The organism is Pseudomonadota bacterium, from assembly GCA_013285445.1.
In the GTDB taxonomy this organism is placed as follows: Bacteria; Pseudomonadota; Gammaproteobacteria; order Xanthomonadales; family Wenzhouxiangellaceae; genus Wenzhouxiangella.
The window spans coordinates 374,251-395,725 of record CP053448.1; the positions used below are offsets into that span (position 1 = coordinate 374,251).

General features: G+C 63.8%; 21 protein-coding genes. 12 read left to right on the top strand and 9 right to left on the bottom strand.

Features of this window, described 5'->3' with window-relative positions:
- Position 1 precedes the first annotated feature (1 nt).
- Complete coding sequence (locus tag HND55_01815) at positions 2-796, top strand: hypothetical protein (GenBank protein QKK01494.1); 795 nt, start codon at positions 2-4, stop codon at positions 794-796.
- Here HND55_01815 and HND55_01820 read toward each other — a convergent pair.
- Positions 790-1,920 (bottom strand): GGDEF domain-containing protein, encoded by a 1,131-nt coding sequence (locus tag HND55_01820; GenBank protein QKK01495.1) that lies wholly within the window; start codon positions 1,918-1,920, stop codon positions 790-792. The genes HND55_01815 and HND55_01820 overlap by 7 nt on opposite strands.
- A 468-nt stretch (positions 1,921-2,388) precedes the next feature.
- Here HND55_01820 and HND55_01825 point away from each other — a divergent pair, with 468 nt between their 5' ends.
- Together HND55_01825 and HND55_01830 are read left to right on the top strand one after the other, a co-directional pair.
- Complete coding sequence (locus HND55_01825; protein QKK01496.1) at positions 2,389-3,384, top strand: U32 family peptidase; 996 nt, start codon at positions 2,389-2,391, stop codon at positions 3,382-3,384.
- A complete protein-coding gene (locus HND55_01830) occupies positions 3,381-4,244 on the top strand; it encodes a U32 family peptidase (protein QKK01497.1) in 864 nt (287 codons plus the stop codon). Before HND55_01825 ends, HND55_01830 begins: the two co-directional genes overlap by 4 nt.
- Before the next feature lie 263 nt (positions 4,245-4,507).
- Here HND55_01830 and trmH read toward each other — a convergent pair whose 3' ends face one another.
- Complete coding sequence (gene trmH, locus HND55_01835) at positions 4,508-5,098, bottom strand: tRNA (guanosine(18)-2'-O)-methyltransferase TrmH (protein ID QKK01498.1); 591 nt, start codon at positions 5,096-5,098, stop codon at positions 4,508-4,510.
- A gap of 38 nt (positions 5,099-5,136) precedes the next feature.
- Between trmH and HND55_01840 the strand changes: the two genes are divergently transcribed.
- Entirely contained in the window at positions 5,137-5,592 is a 456-nt protein-coding gene (locus tag HND55_01840) for a TerB family tellurite resistance protein (GenBank protein ID QKK01499.1), read from the top strand.
- 246 nt (positions 5,593-5,838) lie between these two features.
- On the opposite strand, the gene HND55_01845 is transcribed toward HND55_01840, so the two are convergent.
- The 4 genes from HND55_01845 to HND55_01860 all read right to left on the bottom strand — a co-directional run bounded on the left by HND55_01845 (position 5,839) and on the right by HND55_01860 (position 8,514).
- Positions 5,839-6,300 carry a DUF4426 domain-containing protein gene (locus HND55_01845; GenBank protein ID QKK01500.1) on the bottom strand — a complete coding sequence of 154 codons (462 nt, stop codon included), beginning with the start codon at positions 6,298-6,300 and terminating at the stop codon, positions 5,839-5,841.
- Between the two features lie 81 nt (positions 6,301-6,381).
- Positions 6,382-6,921, bottom strand: a complete 540-nt coding sequence (locus tag HND55_01850; GenBank protein ID QKK01501.1) for a YggT family protein — start codon at positions 6,919-6,921, stop codon at positions 6,382-6,384.
- Complete coding sequence (locus HND55_01855) at positions 6,921-7,733, bottom strand: pyrroline-5-carboxylate reductase (protein QKK01502.1); 813 nt, start codon at positions 7,731-7,733, stop codon at positions 6,921-6,923. Before HND55_01855 ends, HND55_01850 begins: the two co-directional genes overlap by 1 nt.
- Positions 7,734-7,827: 94 nt before the next feature.
- Positions 7,828-8,514: a YggS family pyridoxal phosphate-dependent enzyme gene (locus HND55_01860; protein ID QKK01503.1), complete on the bottom strand. Its 687-nt coding sequence runs from the start codon at positions 8,512-8,514 to the stop codon at positions 7,828-7,830.
- Positions 8,515-8,646: 132 nt separating this feature from the next.
- Between HND55_01860 and HND55_01865 the strand changes: the two genes are divergently transcribed.
- The 5 genes from HND55_01865 to HND55_01885 all read left to right on the top strand — a co-directional run bounded on the left by HND55_01865 (position 8,647) and on the right by HND55_01885 (position 13,386).
- Positions 8,647-9,684 carry a type IV pilus twitching motility protein PilT gene (locus HND55_01865; GenBank protein ID QKK01504.1) on the top strand — a complete coding sequence of 346 codons (1,038 nt, stop codon included), beginning with the start codon at positions 8,647-8,649 and terminating at the stop codon, positions 9,682-9,684.
- Positions 9,685-9,711: 27 nt separating this feature from the next.
- Complete coding sequence (locus HND55_01870) at positions 9,712-10,839, top strand: PilT/PilU family type 4a pilus ATPase (protein ID QKK01505.1); 1,128 nt, start codon at positions 9,712-9,714, stop codon at positions 10,837-10,839.
- A gap of 190 nt (positions 10,840-11,029) precedes the next feature.
- Positions 11,030-11,722 carry a response regulator transcription factor gene (locus HND55_01875; GenBank protein ID QKK01506.1) on the top strand — a complete coding sequence of 231 codons (693 nt, stop codon included), beginning with the start codon at positions 11,030-11,032 and terminating at the stop codon, positions 11,720-11,722.
- Positions 11,700-12,998: a HAMP domain-containing histidine kinase gene (locus HND55_01880; protein ID QKK01507.1), complete on the top strand. Its 1,299-nt coding sequence runs from the start codon at positions 11,700-11,702 to the stop codon at positions 12,996-12,998. Before HND55_01875 ends, HND55_01880 begins: the two co-directional genes overlap by 23 nt.
- Before the next feature lie 46 nt (positions 12,999-13,044).
- The gene (locus tag HND55_01885) at positions 13,045-13,386 is read left to right on the top strand and encodes a zinc ribbon domain-containing protein (protein ID QKK01508.1); all 342 of its coding nucleotides are present in this window, start codon (positions 13,045-13,047) and stop codon (positions 13,384-13,386) included.
- Between the two features lie 34 nt (positions 13,387-13,420).
- Here the strand turns inward: HND55_01885 and HND55_01890 are convergent, their stop codons facing one another.
- Positions 13,421-13,924, bottom strand: coding sequence for a hypothetical protein (locus HND55_01890; GenBank protein ID QKK01509.1), 504 nt, complete (start codon positions 13,922-13,924; stop codon positions 13,421-13,423).
- 52 nt (positions 13,925-13,976) lie between these two features.
- Entirely contained in the window at positions 13,977-14,987 is a 1,011-nt protein-coding gene (locus HND55_01895) for a hypothetical protein (protein ID QKK01510.1), read from the bottom strand.
- A gap of 269 nt (positions 14,988-15,256) precedes the next feature.
- On the opposite strand from HND55_01895, the gene tkt reads away from it, so the two are divergent.
- Both tkt and gap read left to right on the top strand, forming a co-directional pair.
- Positions 15,257-17,263, top strand: coding sequence for a transketolase (gene tkt, locus HND55_01900; GenBank protein QKK01511.1), 2,007 nt, complete (start codon positions 15,257-15,259; stop codon positions 17,261-17,263).
- Positions 17,264-17,386: 123 nt separating this feature from the next.
- Complete coding sequence (gene gap, locus HND55_01905; GenBank protein QKK01512.1) at positions 17,387-18,391, top strand: type I glyceraldehyde-3-phosphate dehydrogenase; 1,005 nt, start codon at positions 17,387-17,389, stop codon at positions 18,389-18,391.
- A gap of 671 nt (positions 18,392-19,062) precedes the next feature.
- Here the strand turns inward: gap and HND55_01910 are convergent.
- Positions 19,063-19,524, bottom strand: a complete 462-nt coding sequence (locus tag HND55_01910) for a helix-turn-helix domain-containing protein (protein QKK03951.1) — start codon at positions 19,522-19,524, stop codon at positions 19,063-19,065.
- Positions 19,525-19,971: 447 nt separating this feature from the next.
- Here HND55_01910 and HND55_01915 point away from each other — a divergent pair, with 447 nt between their 5' ends.
- Positions 19,972-21,132 (top strand): phosphoglycerate kinase, encoded by a 1,161-nt coding sequence (locus HND55_01915; protein QKK01513.1) that lies wholly within the window; start codon positions 19,972-19,974, stop codon positions 21,130-21,132.
- Positions 21,133-21,475: the final 343 nt, after the last annotated feature.

Consider the following 21,475-nt stretch of genomic DNA (forward strand, 5'->3'; position numbering starts at 1 on the left):
CATGAACGATTGGCGGCACGACCCGTTTTTCATGCGGCCGCTCACGCGCCACCAGACCAGCGCGGGACCCGTCGAGCTGCCGATTTGCTACTACGACAACTCCAACGTGGTGGCATTGTTCAAAGTACCCATGGCACCTGCTCGTGAGCTGGTGGCGCCGGCCGGCCTCGAGCCGGTCACCATATCGCGACGACGCGTACTGGTGGCCGTGGCGTTCTACGACTACCGGCAGGTGAGCATTGCCGCGTACCGGGAAGCGGGCGTGGCCATTGCAGTTGTGCCGGCGGGCAGCAGGCCGCCGCGATGGCCGCTGATCGACCTCTATCACAGCCTGGATCGACGCATGCTGGGTTTCCACATCGTCGACCTGCCGGTCACCACCGACCAGGCCTGTGCCGCTGGAATCGAGCTCTGGGGGCTTCCGAAATTCGTCACGCCGATCGATTTTGCCATCGACGGTCGCCGGCTGCGGCTGGCCGTCAGCGCGCCAGACCAGATCGATGGGCCGGCCCTGGTCAGTCTCGAGGGACGTGCCGGGCCTGGTTCGCCGGCGCCGCAGATCGAGCCGCTGCTCTATTCACTTCTCGATGGACAGCTGCTGCGCACAGCGGTCAACACCCGTGGCGCAGGACGCATCGGCCTGCCGGGATCGCTGCGCCTGCGCGTTTCCGACAGCACGCATCCCATGGCGGTGCGGTTGCGCCAGCTGGGGCTGGCCGGTGCTCGCCCCTGGATGGTGTTTCGCTCCCGGCGATTGCAGCTGCGCCTGAACGCCGGTGTGGCTCTGGACTACTGACCGGGCTGGCCGTGATGACCCGGCGTTCGGGCGATGCAAACCCGGTTGCGGCCCTGTGACTTGGCCTGATAGAGCGCTTCATCTGCCCGCTTGACCAGCTGCCGGTGGTCTGACTCACCGGCGTGGGCGGCCACGCCCAGGCTGATGGTCAGATTGATGTTCGCCGCGCCGATTGGGAACGGCGTGGCGGCCACCGCCTGGCGAATCTTTTCGGCGACCGTCCCGGCCTGATCGGCGGTCGTGTCGGGCAGCAGAATCAGGAATTCCTCACCGCCCCAGCGCGCGGCAAGATCCTCCTGGCGCAGCGCGCCACGCAGTCGGCCGGCCAGGGTGCGCAGCACCCCATCGCCGACCTCGTGGCCCCACCGATCATTGACCTGCTTGAAGTGATCGATATCAGCCAGCAGGATCGACAGCGGGCGGCGGTGCCTGAGCGCGCGTGCGGTTTCGGCTGTCAGCTGTGGTTCGAGCAGGCGCCGGTTGCCCAGACCGGTCAGCGCGTCGGTGGTTGCGTGTTCATGCAGCTGGCGGTTGGCCTGGAAAGCCTGCAGCCGGGTGCGACAGAGCAGTTCGGCGGCCAGCAGCCCGACTGCCAGCATCATCAGCGAATCGAACAGGCGGGTGATCACGAACCACGGGTTTTCGCCGCTCAGGGTCAGCGCAAGGACTGCCCCAGAGGCCGGCAGCAAGTAGATGATCAGCAGCTCGCGGGCGCCGCTCAAAGCGATCAGCGACACGGCAAAGGTGCTCATGATCAGGCCCTGAATCATCACCTCGACGTTGCCGTCTTCGGCACGCCAGTCAGCGACAAACAGCCCGAACATCATGGTCATGATCAGGATAGCTATCAGCCGCAGCAGCGCTGCAGCTCCATGCCCGTCCGACCGGATGTGGCACCAGGCCAGCGCAACAGCGGCAACCGCGAGCACCGGCGCTCGCCACAACGCGTGTTGCCACCATAGCCCGTTCATCCCGCCGAACACGAACAGCTCGGCGATCTGGTAGGCCGGCACCACCAGGATCACCAGGGCACTCGCCGAAATTGCCATGGTCCGCGCCAGTCGGCGAGCATGGGTGACCGGGTCCGGGTGCCAGTCCGGTGCAGGATTGGCTGATTGCGGCATGGACAAGCACAGGCGCCAGATGGCGCTCTCGGGGCAGGCTCTTAGCCTAGTGTACCCCGTCACTCATCTTGTAACTTATAGAGCACCGTACAAGCCCGAGCGCAAGGCGGCGCTCGCCGGGAAGGGTGGTGCCCTTTGCAAGAGCGTCAACGCCGCGATCGGGCTTGTACGGCGCTCCCGGTCGGGCGAGTGCCTCAGGGGCCATCTGCGGCGTTGCGATTGCTTGACGTAGCCCCACTACGCCGGCGCAATCGCGCCTTGCATCTGGCCCCTGAGGCACTCGCTATAAGTCACAAGATGAGTGACGGGGTACACTAGGTCATGGTGCAGGAGCAATCCTGCTGCCGGTCAATTTCAGAGCGATTGATCCGAATCATTCATGTATTTGATCAACATGTATTGGGATGATCGGCGATAATGAAGGTTGCGCCCGGCGCAGCGAAATTGTCGAGTACAGGAACCGAAACCATGAAGCTTGTCTGCCCGGCCGGCTCGCTGCCGGCCCTGACCGAAGCCGTCAACAACGGCGCCGATGCCGTCTACATCGGCTTTCGTGACGCCACCAACGCGCGCGCCTTTCCGGGCCTGAATTTCTCGGATCGTGACATCGACAAGGGCCTGGCCCACGCGCGCTCGCGCGGCTGCCAGGTCTATGTGGCGCTCAATACCTACCCGACCTCCGACAGGCTCGATCAGTGGTACTCGGCGGTCGATCGCGCGGCCGACCTCGGCGTCGACACCCTGATCATTGCCGAGATGGCGGTGCTCGACTACGCCGCGCGCAAGCATCCCCAAATCCGTCGTCACCTGTCGGTCCAGGGCTCGGCCACGACCGCGGCGGCGCTGAAGTTCTACCACGAGCAGTTCGGCATCTCACGCGCCGTGCTGCCGCGCGTGCTGGCCATCCAGCAGGTCGAGGCCCTGGCCGAGAAGAGCCCGATCGAGCTCGAAGTGTTCGCCTTCGGCAGCTTGTGCATCATGGTCGAGGGCCGCTGTCAGCTCTCCAGCTACGTCACCGGCAAGTCGCCCAATCTGGCCGGGGTGTGCTCGCCGGCCGAGTACGTGGCCTGGGACGAGACGCCCGAAGGCAAGACCGCGCGCCTCAATGGCGTGCTGATCGACCGCTTCGCCGACAACGAGCCAGCTGGCTACCCGGTGGTGTGCAAGGGCCGCTACCAGGTCGGTGACGAGACCTTCCACGCCCTGGAAGAGCCGACCAGCCTGAACACCCTGGAGCTGCTGCCCAGGCTCAGGGAAATCGGCATTTCCGCCGTCAAGATCGAGGGCCGCCAGCGCTCGCCGGCCTACGTCGGCACGGTCACGCGCATCTGGCGCGAGGCCATCGACCGGGTCGAGCGCGACCCGGACGCATTCACCACCGAGGCCGAGTGGCAGCGCGAGCTCACCCGCCTGTCGGAGGGCAGCCAGGTCACCCTCGGCCCGTACCAGAGAGCATGGCAATGAAGTTATCCCTGGGCGCGTTGCAGTATTTCTGGCCGCGCGACAAGACGCTGGCCTTCTACGAATCGGCCGCAGGGCTCGATGTCGACATCATCTACCTGGGCGAGACGGTCTGCTCCAAGCGCCGCGAACTGCGGTTGCCCGACTGGATCGCGCTGGCCAGGGATCTCCAGTCAGCCGGTCACGAGGTGCTGCTTTCAACCCTGACCCTGATCGAGGCCGCCTCGGAGCTATCCACCTGCAAGCGCATCGTCGAAAACGGCGATTTCGCCATCGAGGCCGGTGATGTCTCGGCCGTCGAGCTGTGCCGTGAGCGTGGCCTGCCGTTCGCTACCGGCCCAGGTGTGAACATCTACAACCATCGTGCGCTTGCGATTCTGCAGCAGGCCGGTCTGTTCCGCATGACCGTGCCGGTCGAGTTGGGACGCGAGCATATCCGCAACCTGTGCAGCGCCGAAGACAACGCCCAGTCGGCGCGACCTGAAATCGAGCTGCTGGCCTACGGCCGCGTGCCCCTGGCCCATTCGGCGCGCTGCTTCACCGCCCGGGCGGTGGGGCGCGGCAAGGATCAGTGCGGGTTCGAGTGCATCCACTACCCTTACGGCCAGCCGATTGCCACGCGCGAGGACCAGCCCTTCCTCAACATGAACGGCATCCAGACCCAGAGCGCGGCGGTGACCGACCTGAGCCCCTGGGTGGGCGAACTGTGTGAGGAGCCGGTCGATATTCTCAGAATCTACCCGCAGGAAGAGCCGGTTGAAGAGGTTGTGGCGCGCTTCCGCTCGGCCTTGGCCGGCGAGGATGTCGTTGCCGCAGCCGAATCGGTCAGCGGCTACTGGCAGGGTCGTGCCGGGGCCCACTAGTGGTCCTTCAACCTGATAATTTAGGGTTCAGTTGGTCTGTCAGCGTTCAGGGCAAGGCGCGGCTCGCAGTGAATGGCCATAGCCCTTTACAAGAGCCGGAACGCAGCCATGGACGCTGACAGGCCAACCCTTCGGGCGCTCCTGTAGCGCTCCGCTGCTGCGTTCCGCCGCTTGGCAAGGGCTACGGCCATTCCCTGCGCGGCGCGCCTTGCAGTGGAGCGCTACAGGAACGCTGAACCCTAAATTATCAGGTTGAAGGACCACTAGCGGCGATTGAGTTCGCGTTGCAGCCAGTGCTCAACCAGGTTTTTCCATGGTTGTTCCGATAAAGAGCGGGGGTGGTACAGGCCGGCTTTCTGGCGCTGGCGCTGGGCTTCGAACAGGATCAGGGCAGCGGCGACCGAGACATTGAGCGACCGGGACATGCCGTGCATTGGAATGATGATCTCGCCGTCACACTCGCCCAAAGCCTCGGTGCTGACGCCGAACTTTTCCGTGCCCAGTATGATCGCAGTCGGGCGGGTGTAGTCCGGCTGACGGAAATCGACCGCGCGTTCCGACAGGTGTGCCGCATACAGCGTGAACCCGTCGGACTTGAGACGGCGCAGGCCCGTGACCGCATCACGATGGCGGTCGAGCTGCACCCAACGCTGTGCGCCCTGGGCGGTATGGTTGAGCGGCGGAATGCCTCCGGCTGGCGGCACCGCGTGCGCGGTCATGACGCCGACCGCGTCGCAGGTTCGCAGGATGGCGGCGACATTGTGCGCCTTGTGCACCTGCTCGAGAAAAACGGTCAGATCGGGCTGGCGCCGGGCGGCAGTGGCTTCGATTCGGGCTTTGCGTTCCGGCGTCATGCCATTATGGTAACCACTTTTGCACAACACGCCTCGTCATGACCGACTGGTTCCGCCACCTGAAATCGATTGTCAACCGCCGCGATGAACCCGCTGCAGACCGCCAGGCGCTGGCGCGTGCCGCGGCGGTTGTTCTGCTTGACCTGGCTGCCGCTGATGACGATCAGGCGGGCGAGGAGCTGGAACTGGTGCACGCAGCCGTTCGCGATGCATTCGATCTGGAGGAGTCCGAACTGGCCGAACTGATCTCACAGGCTGACGCGCTGCAGCGCCAGGCGGTATCGCTGCACGAGTTCACGCATGACCTGCGGACCGGGCTATCCGCGCCCGAGCGGGCCGAGCTGGTCGAGTGGCTGTGGCGGGTGGCCTATGCCGACGGTCGTATTGATCGCTACGAGGAGCACTTGATGCGGCGGCTGGCCGACCTATTGGGTGTGCCGCACGAGGAATTCATCCGCCGCAAGCACCAGGCCGCTAGTGGGCCATGCGGCTAATTAGGTAACGCTCAGAGCCGCTGTGCTGGTGCGAATCAAGGCGCGTTTCGCAGGGAATGGTTGTTCCCTTTCCAAGAAACGCAACGCCGAGTCGCGCCAGCACAGCGGCTCCCGAAGGGCCGCCGCACAAGCGCCGTGGGCGGCGTTGCACTCGCTTGAATTGGCGACAGCCAGTCCTGCGCTCGCGCGCCTTGCCCACAACGCTTGTGCGACGGCTGAGTGTTACCTAATTAGCCGCATGGCCCACTAGCCGGTAAAGAACTGCTGGCGAAAGGTGATTTCGCGCGCCGGCTGTTCGCTGCGCCCGGGTTTGACCTGAATGGAGAATGTCAGGGTTTCCTCGTCGTGAATGCGAAACGTACCGATGTAGTAGATGGCGCCCTGGTCCTCGATTTCGCGCAGCGCGATGTCGCGGCGTTGTCCGGTCAGATTGATGGCGCTGGCCGTGACCGAGGCATGGATCGGCTCGTCGAGCGCATCCGGGTGTTTTTCAAGCACGGCGATATTGAGTAACGCGCGGCTGCCCGAGCGCTGGATGCCGTAGGCTCGCGCGACTTCCGGCGGCAGCAGATTGGTATTGATGGCGTTGTAGTGCACCACCCAGTCACCGAATTCCTCGGATTGCTGGGCGAAGGCCGGACCGCCCAGCATCGCAAGCAGCAGCGCAGCGGTCGCGATCAATGACATTCGAACGTGTACATGGCGCATGGCGTTTTCCTCCAGGTGAGTCCGCCTGGATTCGATGCTACTCCCCTTGCGCCGGTATCGACAACTGCGGGTTGTGCGTAATCAGACGCCAAGCAGGATGATCAGGAACTGGATTCCGATCAATGCGATCAGCGGCGACAGATCAAAGCCGCCCAGCGGCGGCAGAATGCGACGGATGGGTGCCAGCACCGGCTCAGTCAGCTGAAAGATCAGCGGCACGATCGGGTGGCGAAAACCCTGGCCCACCCACGACAGGATGACGCTGACGATGATCAGCACCAGGTAGAGCACCAGCAGCATCCTGACCAGGCGCAGCAGTCCCAGCAGAGCCAGCACCGCGGGGTCCATGCGCCAGCCGCCGAGCTGGGCCAGAATGACCAGCAGCAGCAGTTCGAGCAGATACAGAACGACGATGCCGGCCAGGCTGATGCGCCCAAGGCGCGGCAGGACCCGTTCGAGCGGGCGGATGACCGGGTTGGTCACCCGGATCAGCGCCTGACAGACCGGGTTGTAGTAGTCGGCTCGGTATGCCTCGAGCAGGAGGCGCAGCATTAGCGCAACCAGGAAGAGCTGAAAGAGCGTTTCGACGAGAAATGCGATGGCCCGGGTCCCCGATCCCATCAGTTGCTCCCGAGTTCCCGGCCGCGACGCACGGCAGCGGCAACCGCTGCCTTGACCAGTTTGGCAAAGCCGGCCGACTCGAGCTGTTCGAGCGCCGCAGCCGTCGTGCCGCCTGGCGAGGTGACGCGACGACGCAGCTCGCCGGCAGGATGGGGTGATCGGGCCAGCATGACCCCTGAGCCGCAGGCTGTCTGCCGCGCCAGCTGCCCGGCTGTTTGCGGATCCAGCCCCGCCTGTTCTCCGGCGGCGGCCAGCGCCTCGGTCAGGGCGAAGAAGTACGCCGGACCGGAGCCGGATACGGCCGTGACCACGTCCATCAGCGACTCATCGGCAACCCAGATCACCTCGCCGGCCGCAGCCATGATCTGTTCGGCGTGCCGCCGATCAGTCGAATCAACGCCATCGGCGGCGCACAACCCGGAAATGCCCGCTTGGTAGAGCGCTGGCGTGTTCGGCATCGCCCGCACCAGGCGACGATGGCCGCCGAGGCCGTTGCTGAGACGCTGGAGCGGAATGCCGGCGGCCACGCTGATCACCAGCGTGTGGTCATCGATCGCGCCGGCCAGAGAAGCCAGCACCTGATCAATAACCTGCGGCTTGACCGCCACGACCAGCACGTCGGCCGTTCGCGCCGCCTCGGCGTTGTCGTCGTGCACCGTCACACCCAGGTCGTCGACCAGCGACTTGCGCTGCGCCTCGCTGGGATCGGCCACATGAATGGATTCGGCCTGCGTGCCGCCGGCGATCAATCCGCCTATGAGCGCACGGCCCATATTGCCGCCGCCGATGAAGGTGGTAATGATGTTGTCCATGCCCGATATTGTAGACGCTCGCACGGGGATACCGCAGGCCGGGGTCGCATCCCCGACCGACGAGGTTTCCTCGGCTACCATGCAGTCCCCCACCTCAGTCCCTCGACCCGAACAACGCCGTCCCCACTCGCACCATCGTTGCCCCTGCCGCGATGGCGGCCTCCAGGTCGCTGCTCATGCCTGCCGACAGGGTATCGATGTCCGGCTGCTCTCGCTTGAGACCTTCATACAGGGCACGCAGTCGCGCAAAGGCTTCGTGCTGGCTCGCCGGATCATTGCGCGGCGCCGGAATGGCCATCAGCCCGCGCAGCCTGAGCCGCGGGCCGGTCGTGATCTCGGCGGCCAGCGCGGGAATGTGCTCGGGCGCGCAGCCGGCCTTCTGCGGCTCGTCGTCGAGGTTGACCTGAATGAGCACCTGCAGCGGGTGACAGTGTTCGGGCCGTTGAGCGTTCAGTCGTCGGACGATCTTGGCCCGGTCGACCGACTGCACCCAGTCGAAGTGCTCGGCAATCAGGCGAGTCTTGTTGGACTGGACCGGGCCGATGAAATGCCACTCAAGGCGGGGATCACCGAGACGAGTGATCTTGGTCACGCCTTCATCGGCATAGTTCTCACCGAATCGGCACTGCCCCTGGGCCGCGGCCGCTTGTATGGCGTCTGTCGGCTGTTTCTTGCTCACCGCCAGCAGCTGGACCGACTCCGGCGATCGGCCACTGTCGAGGCAGGCGCGATTGATGCGCCGGCGCAAAGCGGCGAGTTGTTCGGAAACGATTTGATTCATGGTCCAGTTACGCTAAGATCAGTGATCGACATTCAGGCGTCGGGTCGCAGGGCGGGCCGTCGGCAGGGTTCGGGCTGCAGCGGTGGCTGACATAAGCCGCTGGCCTGGCCGAACCGCATCAGGGAGCATGTCATGGATATTACCGAGCTGCTAGCGTTTACTGTCAAGAACAAGGCTTCGGATCTGCATATATCGGCCGGGTTGCCGCCAATGATCCGGGTCGATGGCGACATTCATCGTATCAACACGCCGGCCATCGAAAACAAGGAGATGGCCGATCTGATCTATTCGACCATGAATGACCATCAGCGGCGCGACTACGAAGCCAACCTGGAAGTTGACTTTTCCTATGCCGTCCCCGGTCTGGCCCGGTTTCGCGTCAACTGCTACCATCATCATCGCGGCCTGGGAGCCGCCTTCCGCGTCATTCCCAACGAGATCTGGACGCTGGACGACATCAACGCGCCGGCGGTATTCAAGGATATCATCGAGGTGCCGCGCGGCCTGATCCTGGTGACCGGCCCGACCGGCTCGGGCAAGTCGACAACCCTGGCGGCGATGATCGACTATCTCAACCGCACTGTGCCGGGGCATATTCTGACCATTGAAGATCCGATCGAATTCGTCCACACGCCGCAGCGCTGCCTGATCAACCAGCGCGAGGTCAGTCGTGATACCCACGGCTTCAATCAGGCTTTGCGCTCGGCCCTGCGCGAGGATCCCGATATCATTCTGGTCGGTGAGCTGCGCGACATGGAGACGGTCCGGCTGGCACTGACTGCCGCCGAGACCGGCCACGTCGTCTTCGCGACCCTGCATACCTCGTCGGCGCCCAAAACCATAGACCGCATCATCGACGTCTTCCCCGGCGACGAAAAGCCGGTGGTCCGTTCGATGCTGTCGGAGTCGTTGCGTGCCGTCATTTCCCAGACGCTGCTCAAGCGCGTCAGTGGCGGGCGAGTGGCCGCCCACGAGATCATGGTGGCCAATTCGGCGATCAAGAACCTGATTCGGGAGGACAAGGTCGCTCAGATGTACTCGGCCATCCAGACCGGGCAGAACGCTGGAATGGCGACCCTCGATCAGTCGCTGATTGAACTGGTCCGGCGCGGGCTGGTCGCCAAGAATGAGGCCATGCGCAAGGCAAAGGACAAGTCGGCGCTGGCCTGAGTCAGCGCCAGCTGGAGGATTTGAAGCATGAACACGATTCAAGACTGGCTGCACAAGCTGCACGATGCCAAGGGATCTGACCTGTTCGTTACGGTCGGTGCCCCGCCATGCATCAAGGTTCACGGCCGGATCAAGCCTCTGACCCGCGAGGCCCTCAATCACGAGAGTGTCCACGACGTCATCGATTCGATCATGACCGCGGCTCAGCGCAAGGAGTTTCGCGAAACCAAGGAGTGCCAGTTTGCGGTGTCGCTGGAAGGCGTGGCGCGTTTTCGCGTCAGCGCGTTCTATCAGCGCAACAGCGTTGGCATGGTCTGTCGCCGGATCGAAACCAAGATTCCCAGCTTCAAGGAGCTGGATCTGCCCGAACATCTGTCCGAACTGGCCATGGCCAAGCGTGGTATTGTCATCCTGGTCGGTGCTACCGGAACCGGCAAGTCGACCACCCTGGCGGCCATGCTCGGCTATCGCAACATGAACGCTTCGGGCCACATCATCACCATCGAGGATCCGATCGAGTTCGTGCACAAGCATCGCAAGAGCCTGGTCACCCAGCGTGAGGTCGGCATCGATACCGAGTCGTTTGAAGTGGCACTCAGAAATACGCTGCGCCAGGCGCCGGACGTGATCCTGATCGGGGAGATCCGGACCCGAGAGTCGATGGAGCACGCGATCACCTTCGCCGAGACCGGTCATCTATGCCTGACAACGCTGCACGCCAACAACGCCAACCAGGCCATGGATCGGATCCTGCATTTTTTCCCGGAAGACCGACACCCGCAAGTGCTGCTGGATCTGTCGTTCAACCTCAAGGGTGTCGTTGCCCAGCAGCTCGTCCCCTCGGTCGACGGGTCGCGGCGTCATCCGGCGCTGGAAATCCTGCTGACCTCGCCGCTGGTTCAGGAAAAGATCCGCAAGGGCGACATCGCGGAGCTGAAGTCGATCATGAAGGACTCGCGACATCACGGCATGATCACCTTCGACCAGAGTCTGCTTCAGCTCTACCAGGAGGGCCTGATTTCCTATGAAGATGCGCTGAGGCATGCCGATTCGGCCAATGAGGTTCGGTTGGCGGTCAAGCTCAGTGAAGGCGGAGATGCCGATTCACTGTCCGGCAAGCTGCAGGATCTCAACCTGATCGACGACTCGCGCTAGACGGGCTGTCTAACGGCTTCTTTCACTGCAATTAACGCCCGGTTAACCCTGCTGCGCTTAACATTTGATTTGTTGGTGTCAGTACGCGAGCCGAATTCCTGCACCGACGGTTACGGGGCAATGTGGGCCCGGGCGGAGCAGCCTTCTCCGCCCGGGTATTTTTTTGGCGCAAGACGCGCTGGGAAACAGCATGCGAATCCTGATCATTGAAGACAATCGTGATATTGCGGCCAATCTGGGCGATTTCCTGACTGATCGCGAACACGAAGTCGACTATGCCTATGACGGCGTGACGGGGCTGCATCTGGCGGTTGTCAATGAGTTTGACGCCATCGTGCTCGATCTTGCCCTGCCTGGCATGGACGGCCTGGAAGTGTGCCGGAAGCTGCGCGAGGACGGCCGCAAGGACACGCCGGTGCTGATGTTGACCGCGCGCGACCAGCTCGAAGACAAGCTCAGCGGTTTCGAGTCCGGCGCCGATGATTACCTGGTCAAGCCGTTTGAACTCAAGGAAGTCGATGCCCGGCTGGCTGTGCTCGCCCGCCGCGGTCAGCGGATCAAGCCGCGGGAGCTGACGGTGGGCGATCTCGAGTTCAATCTGGAAACACTGACCGTCAAGCGTCGCGGGAAGTCCATTGACCTCAATCCGATCGGCCTGAAGCTGCTGGAAAAACTGATGAGCGCATCGCCGGCGGTGGTCACGCGCCGCGAGCTCGAGCATCATGTCTGGGGTGAGGAGCTGCCCGATAGCGACAGCCTCAGGGTGCATATTCACACCCTGCGTGCGGTGATCGATAAACCCTTCGACCAGCCCCTGATCCACACACGGCACGGCATCGGTTACTGCCTGGTAGCGCCGGATGAAGTATCGGCGCCGACTTAGAAGCCGACTGATCCTGTCGTTTGTGTTGTTCGGCACGCTGGTCAGCGTGCTGTTTGCCGCCGCTGTGCTGCTGCTGCAAAGCTGGCTGGTCGATGCCCTGATTTCGCGCACGCTGGCCGATGAGATCGATCAGTACATCAGCGAATTGCGCGAGGACCCGACCCTGGTCGAGCCCTTCTACACCCGCATCGAAGGCTACGTGACCCGGCCCGGCCGGGCCGACATCGTGCCGGAGGCCTTTCGTGACCTGCCCAGCGGGGTCCACGATGTGCGCGTGGGCAAGGAGCACTTCAAGGCGGCGGTGCGCAAGGACGACGACTTCTGGGTCTTTCTGAGCTACGACGTGTCGGAAAACCGCGAGGTGGCCCGGCGTCTGGTCTATGCGCTGATCGGCGCGGTTATTCTGTTCGCCCTGCTGTCGCTGGCGCTGGGTATCTGGTCATCGAGCCGGGTCATGGCGCCGGTAACCGAGCTGGCGCGTCGTATCGAGGCGATGGATGAGCATTCGCCGCCGGCCGATCTGGCGCGCCGCTTTCCCGATGATGAAGTGGGCCAGCTGGCGGCAGCACTGGATGACTATGCCCACCGGCTCAAGGACCTGGTCGAGCGGGACAAGGCCTTCAATGCCGATGTCTCGCACGAGCTCAGGACGCCCTTGTCGGTCATCACCGGCGCGACCGAGCTGCTGCTGTCCCAGCCCGACCAGTCGGCGCGCAATCGTGAACGCTTGTTGCGTATCGCGCGCGCTGCCCGCCAGTCGACCGACATCACCACGGCGCTGCTGCACCTGGTGCGGTCCGATCGCGACAATCACGACCAGCCGCGCGCGCAGAACGTTGGCGAAATCGGCCGCCAGGTGATGGCCAACTATGAGCCCCTGGTTGACAATGATTCGCTTCGACTGAAATTCGAGGAGATCGAGCCGGTCAGTGTCATCGCGCCAGAGGCCGTTATCGCAGTCACGCTCGGTAACCTGGTCGGCAACGCGATTCGCTACACCAGCCAGGGCGAGGTGCGGCTGCAGGTGCGCCCCGGCGAAGCCCGCATTCTCGACACCGGCCCGGGTATTAACGAGGCAGAGCTGCCGCACGTGTTCGACCGTCATTTCCGCGGCCGCCAGGCCAGCGGCACGAAGGGCTCCGGCCTGGGCCTGTCAATCGTCAAGCGCTTGTGCGACCTGTACGGCTGGAAGGTCGAGTTTGCCAATCGGGCGGCCGGTGGCCTGGTCGTGCGGGTTCGCTTTTTCCCTGATCGGGCTACCGAATCGAACGCCTGAGCAATCCGTCTACACCCGGCTGTCGTCTTGCGCTACCCTTTGGGGCATGGCCATCATCCACTGCCCGGGCTGCAGCCGCCGCATCTCCAATCAGGTCAAGGCCTGCCCTCACTGCGGCCTGGCCATGGGCGAGTTGAGCCAGGAAGACGTCGACCGAATCGCCCGGCGCTACTGGCGACGCCAGGTTTACCGCGCCTCCAACATCACCTACTTTGGCATGACATTGCTGGTCGTCGGGGCGATCTGGTGGTGGCTGGCTGAGCCGGCCGGCTGGGCATTACCGCCGCCGCCGGTCGCCGTTGGGCTGGTTTCGCTGGGTGTCGCTGTCTATCTCGCCGCGCGCGTCTGGCTGTTCTGGCTGCGGCTCAGGCGCAACCGGCCGGGCTGAATCCGGAAGCGGCCGTGAGCGCCCGACGCCGTCGCTATTTGATGCGTTCAACGCGCACGCGACGATTGTAGCCCTCCACGATCAGCTGCCAGGAGCCAAACATGCCGGGCCGGATTTCAACCGCCGGGTTCTGCATCTCCGGCACGTCGTGTACGCCGCCCTGGGCCTGTCGCCAGACCATGCCGTTTTCGAGGTGGAACTCGGTTTCCCCGGTCCAGCCGGTGAACGGGCCCTTGATGCGGCTGCGAATCGTGCTGCGGTCGCCGTCATCGAACCCGCGCCGATCGCCGGCCGGACCGGCTTGCTGTCGCCGCAGCTCGACGGCTTCACCCTCAGCCAGTGATCGCTCCCGGATCCAGCGATTGAGAGCGGCCAGCTCCTCCGGGCTGAGCTTGTCGAGCCCGGCTTCACGAAATTCCCGGGCGGTCATGCGCTCCTCGAGCGAGGAGAACGGCTGGTCAGCGTAAAGGGCGCCGCACACGGTGAGGGCGGCGATCAGTGCGGCAGCGCGAACACAAAAAAGATTCTTGACGGGCATGCAGTCATTCCCCGAAGGCTTGCTTGAAATCAGGCCGATGATGGTTGGGCGGCTACAGATCCTGCTTGTAGCGAACGTAAGGAATGCGACCGTAGACGTTTTCGAGCGGATCTTCAAGCCCTGATGCAGCGGCTGGTTCGTCGGCGCGCGGTGCTGCATCCATGATATTGCTCACACCGATCGATAGCGAGCCGTTGCGTGGCGCATGCCAGGAGAACTCCAGGTCAAAGGAGTTGAAGGTCGTTTCGGTTGGCTCGCCGCTCAGCCAAACCGGTGTTTGCTGATGGCGGCCGAGCATTTCGCCGCTGAAGCTGCCGCGGCGCCAGCCCAGCATGAGCTGGGCGCTGCTGCCGTAGCGATCGCCGTGCAACAGCGCCTGACCGGGCAGGGGCGGTAGCCCATCGAGTTCGGACAAACCGGCCAGCTGCCGGTAGCGGGCCAACTGCAGCCCGACGAGAAAATCCCCGACGCGATCGGTGCGGATGCCGAAACTGACGTTGACGTCCAGCCCTTCGACCGCCTGTGACAGAAAGTCGCCGGTCGTCAGGCCCGGATCGAGCGGACGGGCTTCAAAATCCGGCTGCCAGGCCAGATGGCTGGATCGGTCCGGATCCCCGGAACGAAATGCCCCGATGCCCAGCTGCAGTCCCGGACGAGGCATCCAGTCGCCGCGGACCTTGACCAGGTTGATCGAGTCATGCGGCAGCGGCTGGTCAACGAAGCGGCAGTCTTCCGCGAGATAAGCGTTAACCGTCAGCGTGCCGCGACTGCACTGAATGTGGGCCAGGCTGGCGGTGTTGAGCTGCCAGGTTTCCAGCGACCAGGAGAAGGCGCTGCGCTCGGCTGAAGATTGATCAGCACTGCCCATCGACAAATTCACGGCCAGCCGTGGGCGGTTGCCAGGCAGCCCGAGCTCGTCGCGGCCGGCGTCGAGTGACAGCACCGCCGGTGCCTGCTCGGCTGTTTCCGGTGAGCGCAGCCAGTCGCGATCGGCCGGCGACTGGGCCGCCGCGCCAGTTGCCAGCAGGATGCTCATCATCAGGCTGTGTGTCAGTCGCTTCATGCGTCGTCGGCAGTCCAGTCCCGGCAGCTTGGATGCGAAAAAACCGATAAAGTTTTATCGACGCTGGCAGTGTACCAGAAGTTTTTGAAGGTTGCACTCGCAAAGTAACCTGCAAGTCATTGGAAATTTTGTGATTAATTCCCGCTATTGCCGTTGACTTACGGCACTCGGTCGGACGATGGCCGGCTTCATGCCCGGTCAGGCCTTTACTGCAGCCGTGGGCGACGGCAAAATGACCGGCTCCTGTCACCGATCGGACGGCCCCCTCAATGACCCAACGTCGCGAACTTGCCAACGCCGTGCGCGTGCTGGCCATGGATGCCGTCGAGCGCGCCAAGAGTGGCCATCCCGGCATGCCCATGGGCATGGCCGATATTGCCGAGGTTCTCTACAACGACTATCTCAAGCACAATCCGGCCAATCCGCAGTGGTGGGATCGTGACCGGTTCGTGGTGTCGAACGGCCATGGTTCGATGTTGCTCTATGCGGTCTTGCACCTGAGCGGCTACGAGCTGTCGATCGAGGATCTCAAGAACTTCCGTCAACTCAATTCGCCAACTCCGGGACACCCGGAGTACGGTGAAGCCCCGGGCGTGGAAACCACGACCGGCCCGCTGGGCCAGGGCCTGGCCAATGCCGTCGGCATGGCGCTGGCGGAAAAGCTGCTGGCCGCGCGATTCAATACCGGTGACTTCAGTCTGGTCGATCACCGGACCTGGGTGTTTGCCGGCGACGGCTGCCTGATGGAAGGCATCTCGCATGAGGCCTGCTCGCTGGCCGGCACCCTGGGGCTGGGCAAGCTGGTTGTGTTCTACGACGACAATCGGATTTCGATCGACGGGAACACCGATGGCTGGTTCACCGACGACACGCCCGCGCGTTTCGATGCCTACGGCTGGCACGTTATGCGTGACGTTGACGGCCACAACCCCGACGCGATCTCCGCGGCCATCGATCAGGCAAAAGCCGTCGATGATCGACCCAGCCTGATCTGCTGTAAGACCATCATCGGTTACGGGGCGCCGAACAAGCAGGGCACCGCCGATACGCACGGCGCGCCGCTGGGCGCCGAGGAAATTGCTGCTGCCCGGTCCCGGCTCGGCTGGACGCATGCGCCCTTCGAGATCCCCGGCAACATCCGCGCCGGTTGGGACGCGCGTGAGCAAGGCGCGGCTGCCGAGCGCAGCTGGCTGGCGGTCTGGGATGCCTACCGCCAGGCGCACCCGGACAAGGCCGCTGAATTCGAACGCCGGATGAACAATCATTTGCCGGAACACTTCGACCGCCTGGTGTCCGGGGTGCTGGCGCGCATGCAGGACGATGACAGCACGGTTGCGACGCGCAAGGCTTCCGGCCTGAGCCTGGAAGCATTCGGACGCCACTTGCCCGAGCTCCTGGGCGGCTCTGCCGACCTGACCGGATCGAACAACACCAGGTGGTCCGGCAGTGTTGACGTCATGGAAGCGCCGGCCAACGGCAACTACCTGCACTACGGCGTGCGCGAGTTCGGCATGACTGCGATGGCCAACGGGCTTGCGCTCCACGGCGGCTTTATTCCCTACACCGGCACGTTTCTGGTGTTTTCCGACTATGCGCGCAACGCCGTGCGGATGTCGGCCCTGATTCCGACCGGCGCCATCCACGTCTACACACACGACTCCATTGGCCTTGGCGAGGACGGGCCGACGCACCAGCCTGTTGAACACCTGGCCAGCCTGCGCCTGATTCCGAATCTCGAGGTCTGGCGACCGGCCGACAAGGTTGAAACCGCGGCTGCCTGGGCGGCAGCGCTGGCCCGTCGCCGTGCGCCCACGGCACTGGTGCTGTCCCGCCAGGGTCTGCCGCACCAGCCGCGCAGCAGCGAGCAGCTGGCCAATATCGCACGCGGCGGCTACGTGCTGCGCGATCCCGAACAAGGTCAGCCAACGGCGGTTATCATCGCGTCCGGCTCGGAAGTGGGTCTGGCAGTGGCGGCCGCCGAGGCGCTGGCCACCGAGGACATCGGGGTGCGCGTGGTCTCGATGCCCAATCCCGGCCTGTTCCTGGCCCAGGATGCCGAGTACCGCGAATCCGTTCTTCCGCGCGTACCCAGTGCCCGTGTGGCCATCGAGGCGGGTGTCAGTCACTACTGGTACCCGATCGTGGGCAGGTCGGGCCGCGTGATCGGTATCGACCGGTTCGGCGCTTCTGCGCCGGCCGGCGAGCTGTTCGCGGCGTTCGGCTTCACCACCGAAGCCGTCGTATCGGCCGTGCGGGAGTTACGGAACCTCCATTGACTCTGCGGCAGCGCGTGGTATTTCTTTCACGCGGTCCGCAGCGGCCTGACCGACTGGCTCTGCGCCTGCCGTAGCAGTACAATTCCCGGATTTCCCGAAACCCAGGACTTTTGGAGACCACTTATGCCCATCAAGGTTGCCATCAACGGCTATGGCCGCATTGGCCGTAACGTGCTGCGCGCGCTCTACGAAGCCGAGCGCACCGACGAAATCCAGATTGTCGCCATCAACGACCTGGCCGATGCCGAAACCAACGCCCTGCTGACCCGACGCGATACCGCCCATGGCCGGTTTCCGGGCGAGGTCTCGGTCGAAGGCAACCACATGATCGTCAATGGCGACAAGATCCGCGTGCTCGCCGAGCGCGACCCGGCCAAGCTGCCCTGGGGCGAGATGGGCGTCGACGTGGTGCTCGAGTGCACCGGCATTTTTGCCAGCAAGGACAAGGCCGCGGCCCACCTCGAAGGCGGCGCGCGCAAGGTGCTGATCTCCGCCCCGGCCGGCAAGGACCTGCCGACGATCGTCTACGGCGTCAACCACGATATCCTCACGGCTGACGACGACATCGCCTCGAATGCGTCCTGCACCACCAACTGCCTGGCCCCGCTGGTCAAGCCGATCCACGAAGCCGTGGGCGTCGAATCGGGCCTGATGACCACCATCCATTCCTACACCAACGACCAGGTCCTCACCGACGTCTATCACAAGGACCCGCGCCGCGCCCGCGCGGCCGCCCAGAACCAGATCCCGACCAAGACCGGCGCGGCCGCGGCCGTTGGCCTGGTCATGCCCGAGCTCGACGGCAAGCTTGACGGCTACTCGATCCGCGTGCCGACCATCAACGTCTCGGTCGTGGACTTAAGCTTCATCGCCAGCCGCGAAGCTTCAGTCGACGAGATCAACGCCGCGCTCAAGGCCGCCAGTGAAGGCGAGCTGAAAGGCATCCTCGCCTATAACACCGAGCCGCTGGTCTCGAGCGACTTCAACCACGACCCGCACTCGTCCATCTTCGACGCCACCCTGACCAAGACCTCCGGCCGCCTGGTCAAGGTCTTCAGCTGGTACGACAACGAGTGGGGCTTCTCCAACCGCATGCTCGACACCGCGCTGGTGCTGTCCCAGGCCTAGTGGGCCATGCGGCTAATGAGGTAACACTCAGAGCCACTGTGCTGTGTGCGAATCAAGGCGCGTTTCGCAGGGAATGGTTGTTCCCTTTCCAAGAAACGCAACGCCGAGTCGCGCCAGCACAGTGGCTCCCGAAGGGCCGCCGCACAAGCGCTGTGGGCTGCGTTGCACTCGCTTGAATTGGCGATGGCCAGTCCTGCGCTCGCGCGCCTTGCCCACAACGCTTGTGCGACGGCTGAGTGTTACCTCATTAGCCGCATGGCCCACTAGCGGCCCCGAATGCATGCCGTCCCGGCCTCCGCGCCGGGACGGCACGCGGGATCATTGCGCGGTTTCCGGTTTCCGGTTTCCGGTTTCCGGACCACGGACCCATCCGACGTAGGTCGGGGCCGCGTCCCCGACGGACGACGCCCACTGAACCACCACTCGCCTCTCGCCCGTGTCCAACGTCCAATGTCCGCCCCGGAAACGTAGGTCGGCGTTACATCCCCGACGAACGAGGTTCACCGAACCACAACACACGTCTTACGGGGTAGGTCGGGGCCGCGTCCCCGACGGACGAGGTGTATCCGACCCCCACGGTTTCTTACGCGTGCTCCACCTTTCCATCGCAACCACGCATCACACCCAACGGCGGCCACCGAACCGTCGTCCGTCGGGGATGTAACCCCGACCTACAACTTCCGCCCCAGCTTCTTTTCCGCCAGCCGTCGCTCCGTGTCCTGGAAGGGCAGGCGAATCACCTCGAACACCATCAGACCCTGAACGACCAGGCCCAAGCCGGTGGCGCCGAACACCCAGTACAACAGGGGCTCACCGAAACCCGAAATGCCGAAGAAGCAGGCCGCGAGGATGAAGTACACCACCACCCCGCTGTAGAAGTCCTTGACCCCCTTGGCGTATTCCATGGCCTCGATCTCGTCTCGTTTAACTTCTTCTCTTTCTGTCATGTCGTTGTCCTCCGAAGTGAAAGTTGAACAGTCCACCTCGAACACCGCCGCCAATGCCTTGGCCGTCTCCAGACTCGGCTTGTGCCCGCGCTCGAGCCGCTGGATGGTGCGGACACTGAGGTCGGTCATCTCGGCGAGCTGGTCCTGCGACCAGCCGTGACGAAGTCTGAGCTTGCGAACGATCATGGCGATCCCGTGGTTTCGAAGTGACCCCATCCTCACCCCGGGGCCGGAAAAAGAACACGACAGAAACCCGAAATCTACCCGAATTCCGACCGACATGCCGCTTGTCGTGCCGGGTTCGCGGTCGCATCCGAGACGGTTTGGAGGTCATTCCGACAGGTGTGTCGGTTTCGCACCTCGTCTGTCGGGGACGCGGCCCCGACCTACAGGTTTTGCCGTGGTCGATTACGAATACGCATCGCGCCCAATGCGGGTTTTCGAACCGTCGTTCGTCGGGGACGCGGCCCCGACCTACCGGCCGGACGATCCTGGTGGCGCCGGCTTGGTAGTTCGCGGTCGTATCCGCGACGGGATCTGTCGAATTGCCGATTCGCCCTTGAGCAACACCCCACCCCTCTCTAAACTGACATAACAAGCCCGTAAGCCAACAAGCCAAACAGGAAACCAAGAATGAAAACCCTCGATCAGGTGGACATCCAGAACAAACGCGTCCTCATCCGTGCCGACCTCAATGTGCCTGTCCGAAACGGCCAGGTGACCAGCGCCGCGCGTATCGAGGCAGCGCTGCCCACCATCCGACACGCCGTAGATGCCGGCGCGGCGGTCATGGTCATGTCCCACCTCGGCCGTCCGGAAGAGGGCAAGTTCGACGAGGAATTCACCCTGGCCGCGGTGGCCGACAAGCTCACCGAAATGCTGGGCAAGCCCGTCGATCTGGTGCGCGACTGGATCGACGGAGTGGATGTCGACCCCGGCCAGGTCGTCCTGCTCGAAAATGTCCGCTTTCTCAAGGGCGAAAAAGCCAACGATGACGAGCTGGCCCGGAAGATGGCTGCGCTGGTCGATGTCCTGGTCTTTGACGCCTTCGCCACCGCTCATCGCGCCCAGGCATCGACCGAGGGCGTGATCCGGCACGCCCGACTCGCCGTTGCCGGTCCCTTGCTGACCCGAGAAATCCAGGCACTGGACAAGGCGCTGGCCGACCCGAGGCGACCATTCGTTGCCATTGTTGGCGGCGCCAAGGTGTCGGGCAAGCTCAGGGTGCTCGAAGCCCTGATTGACAAGGTCGACCAGCTCATCGTTGGCGGCGGCATTGCCAACACGTTCCTGGCCGCCGCCGGCTATCGCATCGGCAATTCGCTCTACGAAGCGGATCTGGTTGATACCGCGCTCGACCTGATCAGGCGTGCCGAGCGGAAAGGGGCAACCATCCCCCTGCCCACCGACGTACTGACCGCCGAGCGTTTCCACCAGGATGCCCACGCCATGCTGCGCGATGTCGGCCGCGTCCACAAAGACGAGATGATCCTCGATATCGGCCCGGAAACTGCTGGCAACCTGGCGGGCATCGTGCGCGGCGCGGGCACCGTCATCTGGAACGGCCCGGTCGGCGTGTTCGAGTTTGAAGCCTTCCACTCCGGGACCCAGGCAATTGCACACGCGGTGGCCGCCTGCGACGGTTTCACCCTGGCCGGCGGCGGCGACACGATTGCCGCGATCGAGAAGTTTCACGTGGCCGATCGGATCGACTATATCTCAACGGCGGGAGGGGCTTTTCTGGAGTACGTGGAAGGCAAGCCCTTGCCGGCGCTGCAGGCACTGGCGCGCTGAGGCGGATAAGTTGAGAACCGAACCGGCCATGTCCGGGCTGGGCGAGGCGTGTCGAGTCATTGTTGACCCGGCAGCCATGCAGATCGCATTCAGCCGCGCTGCGCATCCCGACAGCCTGGCACGACGGCGCGCAGCAGCGCCACATCAGGCCTGCCGCGCTTTGCAGGATTCGCTTTTGCGTTCCCGCCTGTTCGTCGCGTTCGCACAGAATTGTTCAGGCGCTTGCGGCCCCCTTTGAGCGCTGTCTGTGAAAATTCCCATGGACGGCCATCCGGTCAAAATGTGATATCCATCAAGAAAAAAGTGCATTTTTGACTGGCTGAGCACAGAATGTGCCGGACAG

Bases quoted from the DNA above. Each gene is read 5' to 3' on its own strand.
- HND55_01870 (QKK01505.1), top strand. From the start codon at position 9,712: ATGAACACGATTCAAGACTGGCTGCACAAGCTGCACGATGCCAAGGGA.
- gap (QKK01512.1), top strand. From the start codon at position 17,387: ATGCCCATCAAGGTTGCCATCAACGGCTATGGCCGCATTGGCCGTAAC.
- HND55_01820 (QKK01495.1), bottom strand. From the start codon at position 1,920: ATGCCGCAATCAGCCAATCCTGCACCGGACTGGCACCCGGACCCGGTC.
- HND55_01845 (QKK01500.1), bottom strand. From the start codon at position 6,300: ATGCGCCATGTACACGTTCGAATGTCATTGATCGCGACCGCTGCGCTG.
- HND55_01815 (QKK01494.1), top strand. From the start codon at position 2: ATGAACGATTGGCGGCACGACCCGTTTTTCATGCGGCCGCTCACGCGC.
- HND55_01890 (QKK01509.1), bottom strand. From the start codon at position 13,924: ATGCCCGTCAAGAATCTTTTTTGTGTTCGCGCTGCCGCACTGATCGCC.
- tkt (QKK01511.1), top strand. From the start codon at position 15,257: ATGACCCAACGTCGCGAACTTGCCAACGCCGTGCGCGTGCTGGCCATG.
- HND55_01895 (QKK01510.1), bottom strand. From the start codon at position 14,987: ATGAAGCGACTGACACACAGCCTGATGATGAGCATCCTGCTGGCAACT.
- HND55_01830 (QKK01497.1), top strand. From the start codon at position 3,381: ATGAAGTTATCCCTGGGCGCGTTGCAGTATTTCTGGCCGCGCGACAAG.
- HND55_01855 (QKK01502.1), bottom strand. From the start codon at position 7,733: ATGGACAACATCATTACCACCTTCATCGGCGGCGGCAATATGGGCCGT.
- HND55_01860 (QKK01503.1), bottom strand. From the start codon at position 8,514: ATGAATCAAATCGTTTCCGAACAACTCGCCGCTTTGCGCCGGCGCATC.
- HND55_01885 (QKK01508.1), top strand. From the start codon at position 13,045: ATGGCCATCATCCACTGCCCGGGCTGCAGCCGCCGCATCTCCAATCAG.
- HND55_01850 (QKK01501.1), bottom strand. From the start codon at position 6,921: ATGGGATCGGGGACCCGGGCCATCGCATTTCTCGTCGAAACGCTCTTT.
- HND55_01915 (QKK01513.1), top strand. From the start codon at position 19,972: ATGAAAACCCTCGATCAGGTGGACATCCAGAACAAACGCGTCCTCATC.
- HND55_01910 (QKK03951.1), bottom strand. From the start codon at position 19,524: ATGATCGTTCGCAAGCTCAGACTTCGTCACGGCTGGTCGCAGGACCAG.
- trmH (QKK01498.1), bottom strand. From the start codon at position 5,098: ATGACGCCGGAACGCAAAGCCCGAATCGAAGCCACTGCCGCCCGGCGC.
- HND55_01880 (QKK01507.1), top strand. From the start codon at position 11,700: ATGAAGTATCGGCGCCGACTTAGAAGCCGACTGATCCTGTCGTTTGTG.
- HND55_01875 (QKK01506.1), top strand. From the start codon at position 11,030: ATGCGAATCCTGATCATTGAAGACAATCGTGATATTGCGGCCAATCTG.
- HND55_01865 (QKK01504.1), top strand. From the start codon at position 8,647: ATGGATATTACCGAGCTGCTAGCGTTTACTGTCAAGAACAAGGCTTCG.
- HND55_01825 (QKK01496.1), top strand. From the start codon at position 2,389: ATGAAGCTTGTCTGCCCGGCCGGCTCGCTGCCGGCCCTGACCGAAGCC.
- HND55_01840 (QKK01499.1), top strand. From the start codon at position 5,137: ATGACCGACTGGTTCCGCCACCTGAAATCGATTGTCAACCGCCGCGAT.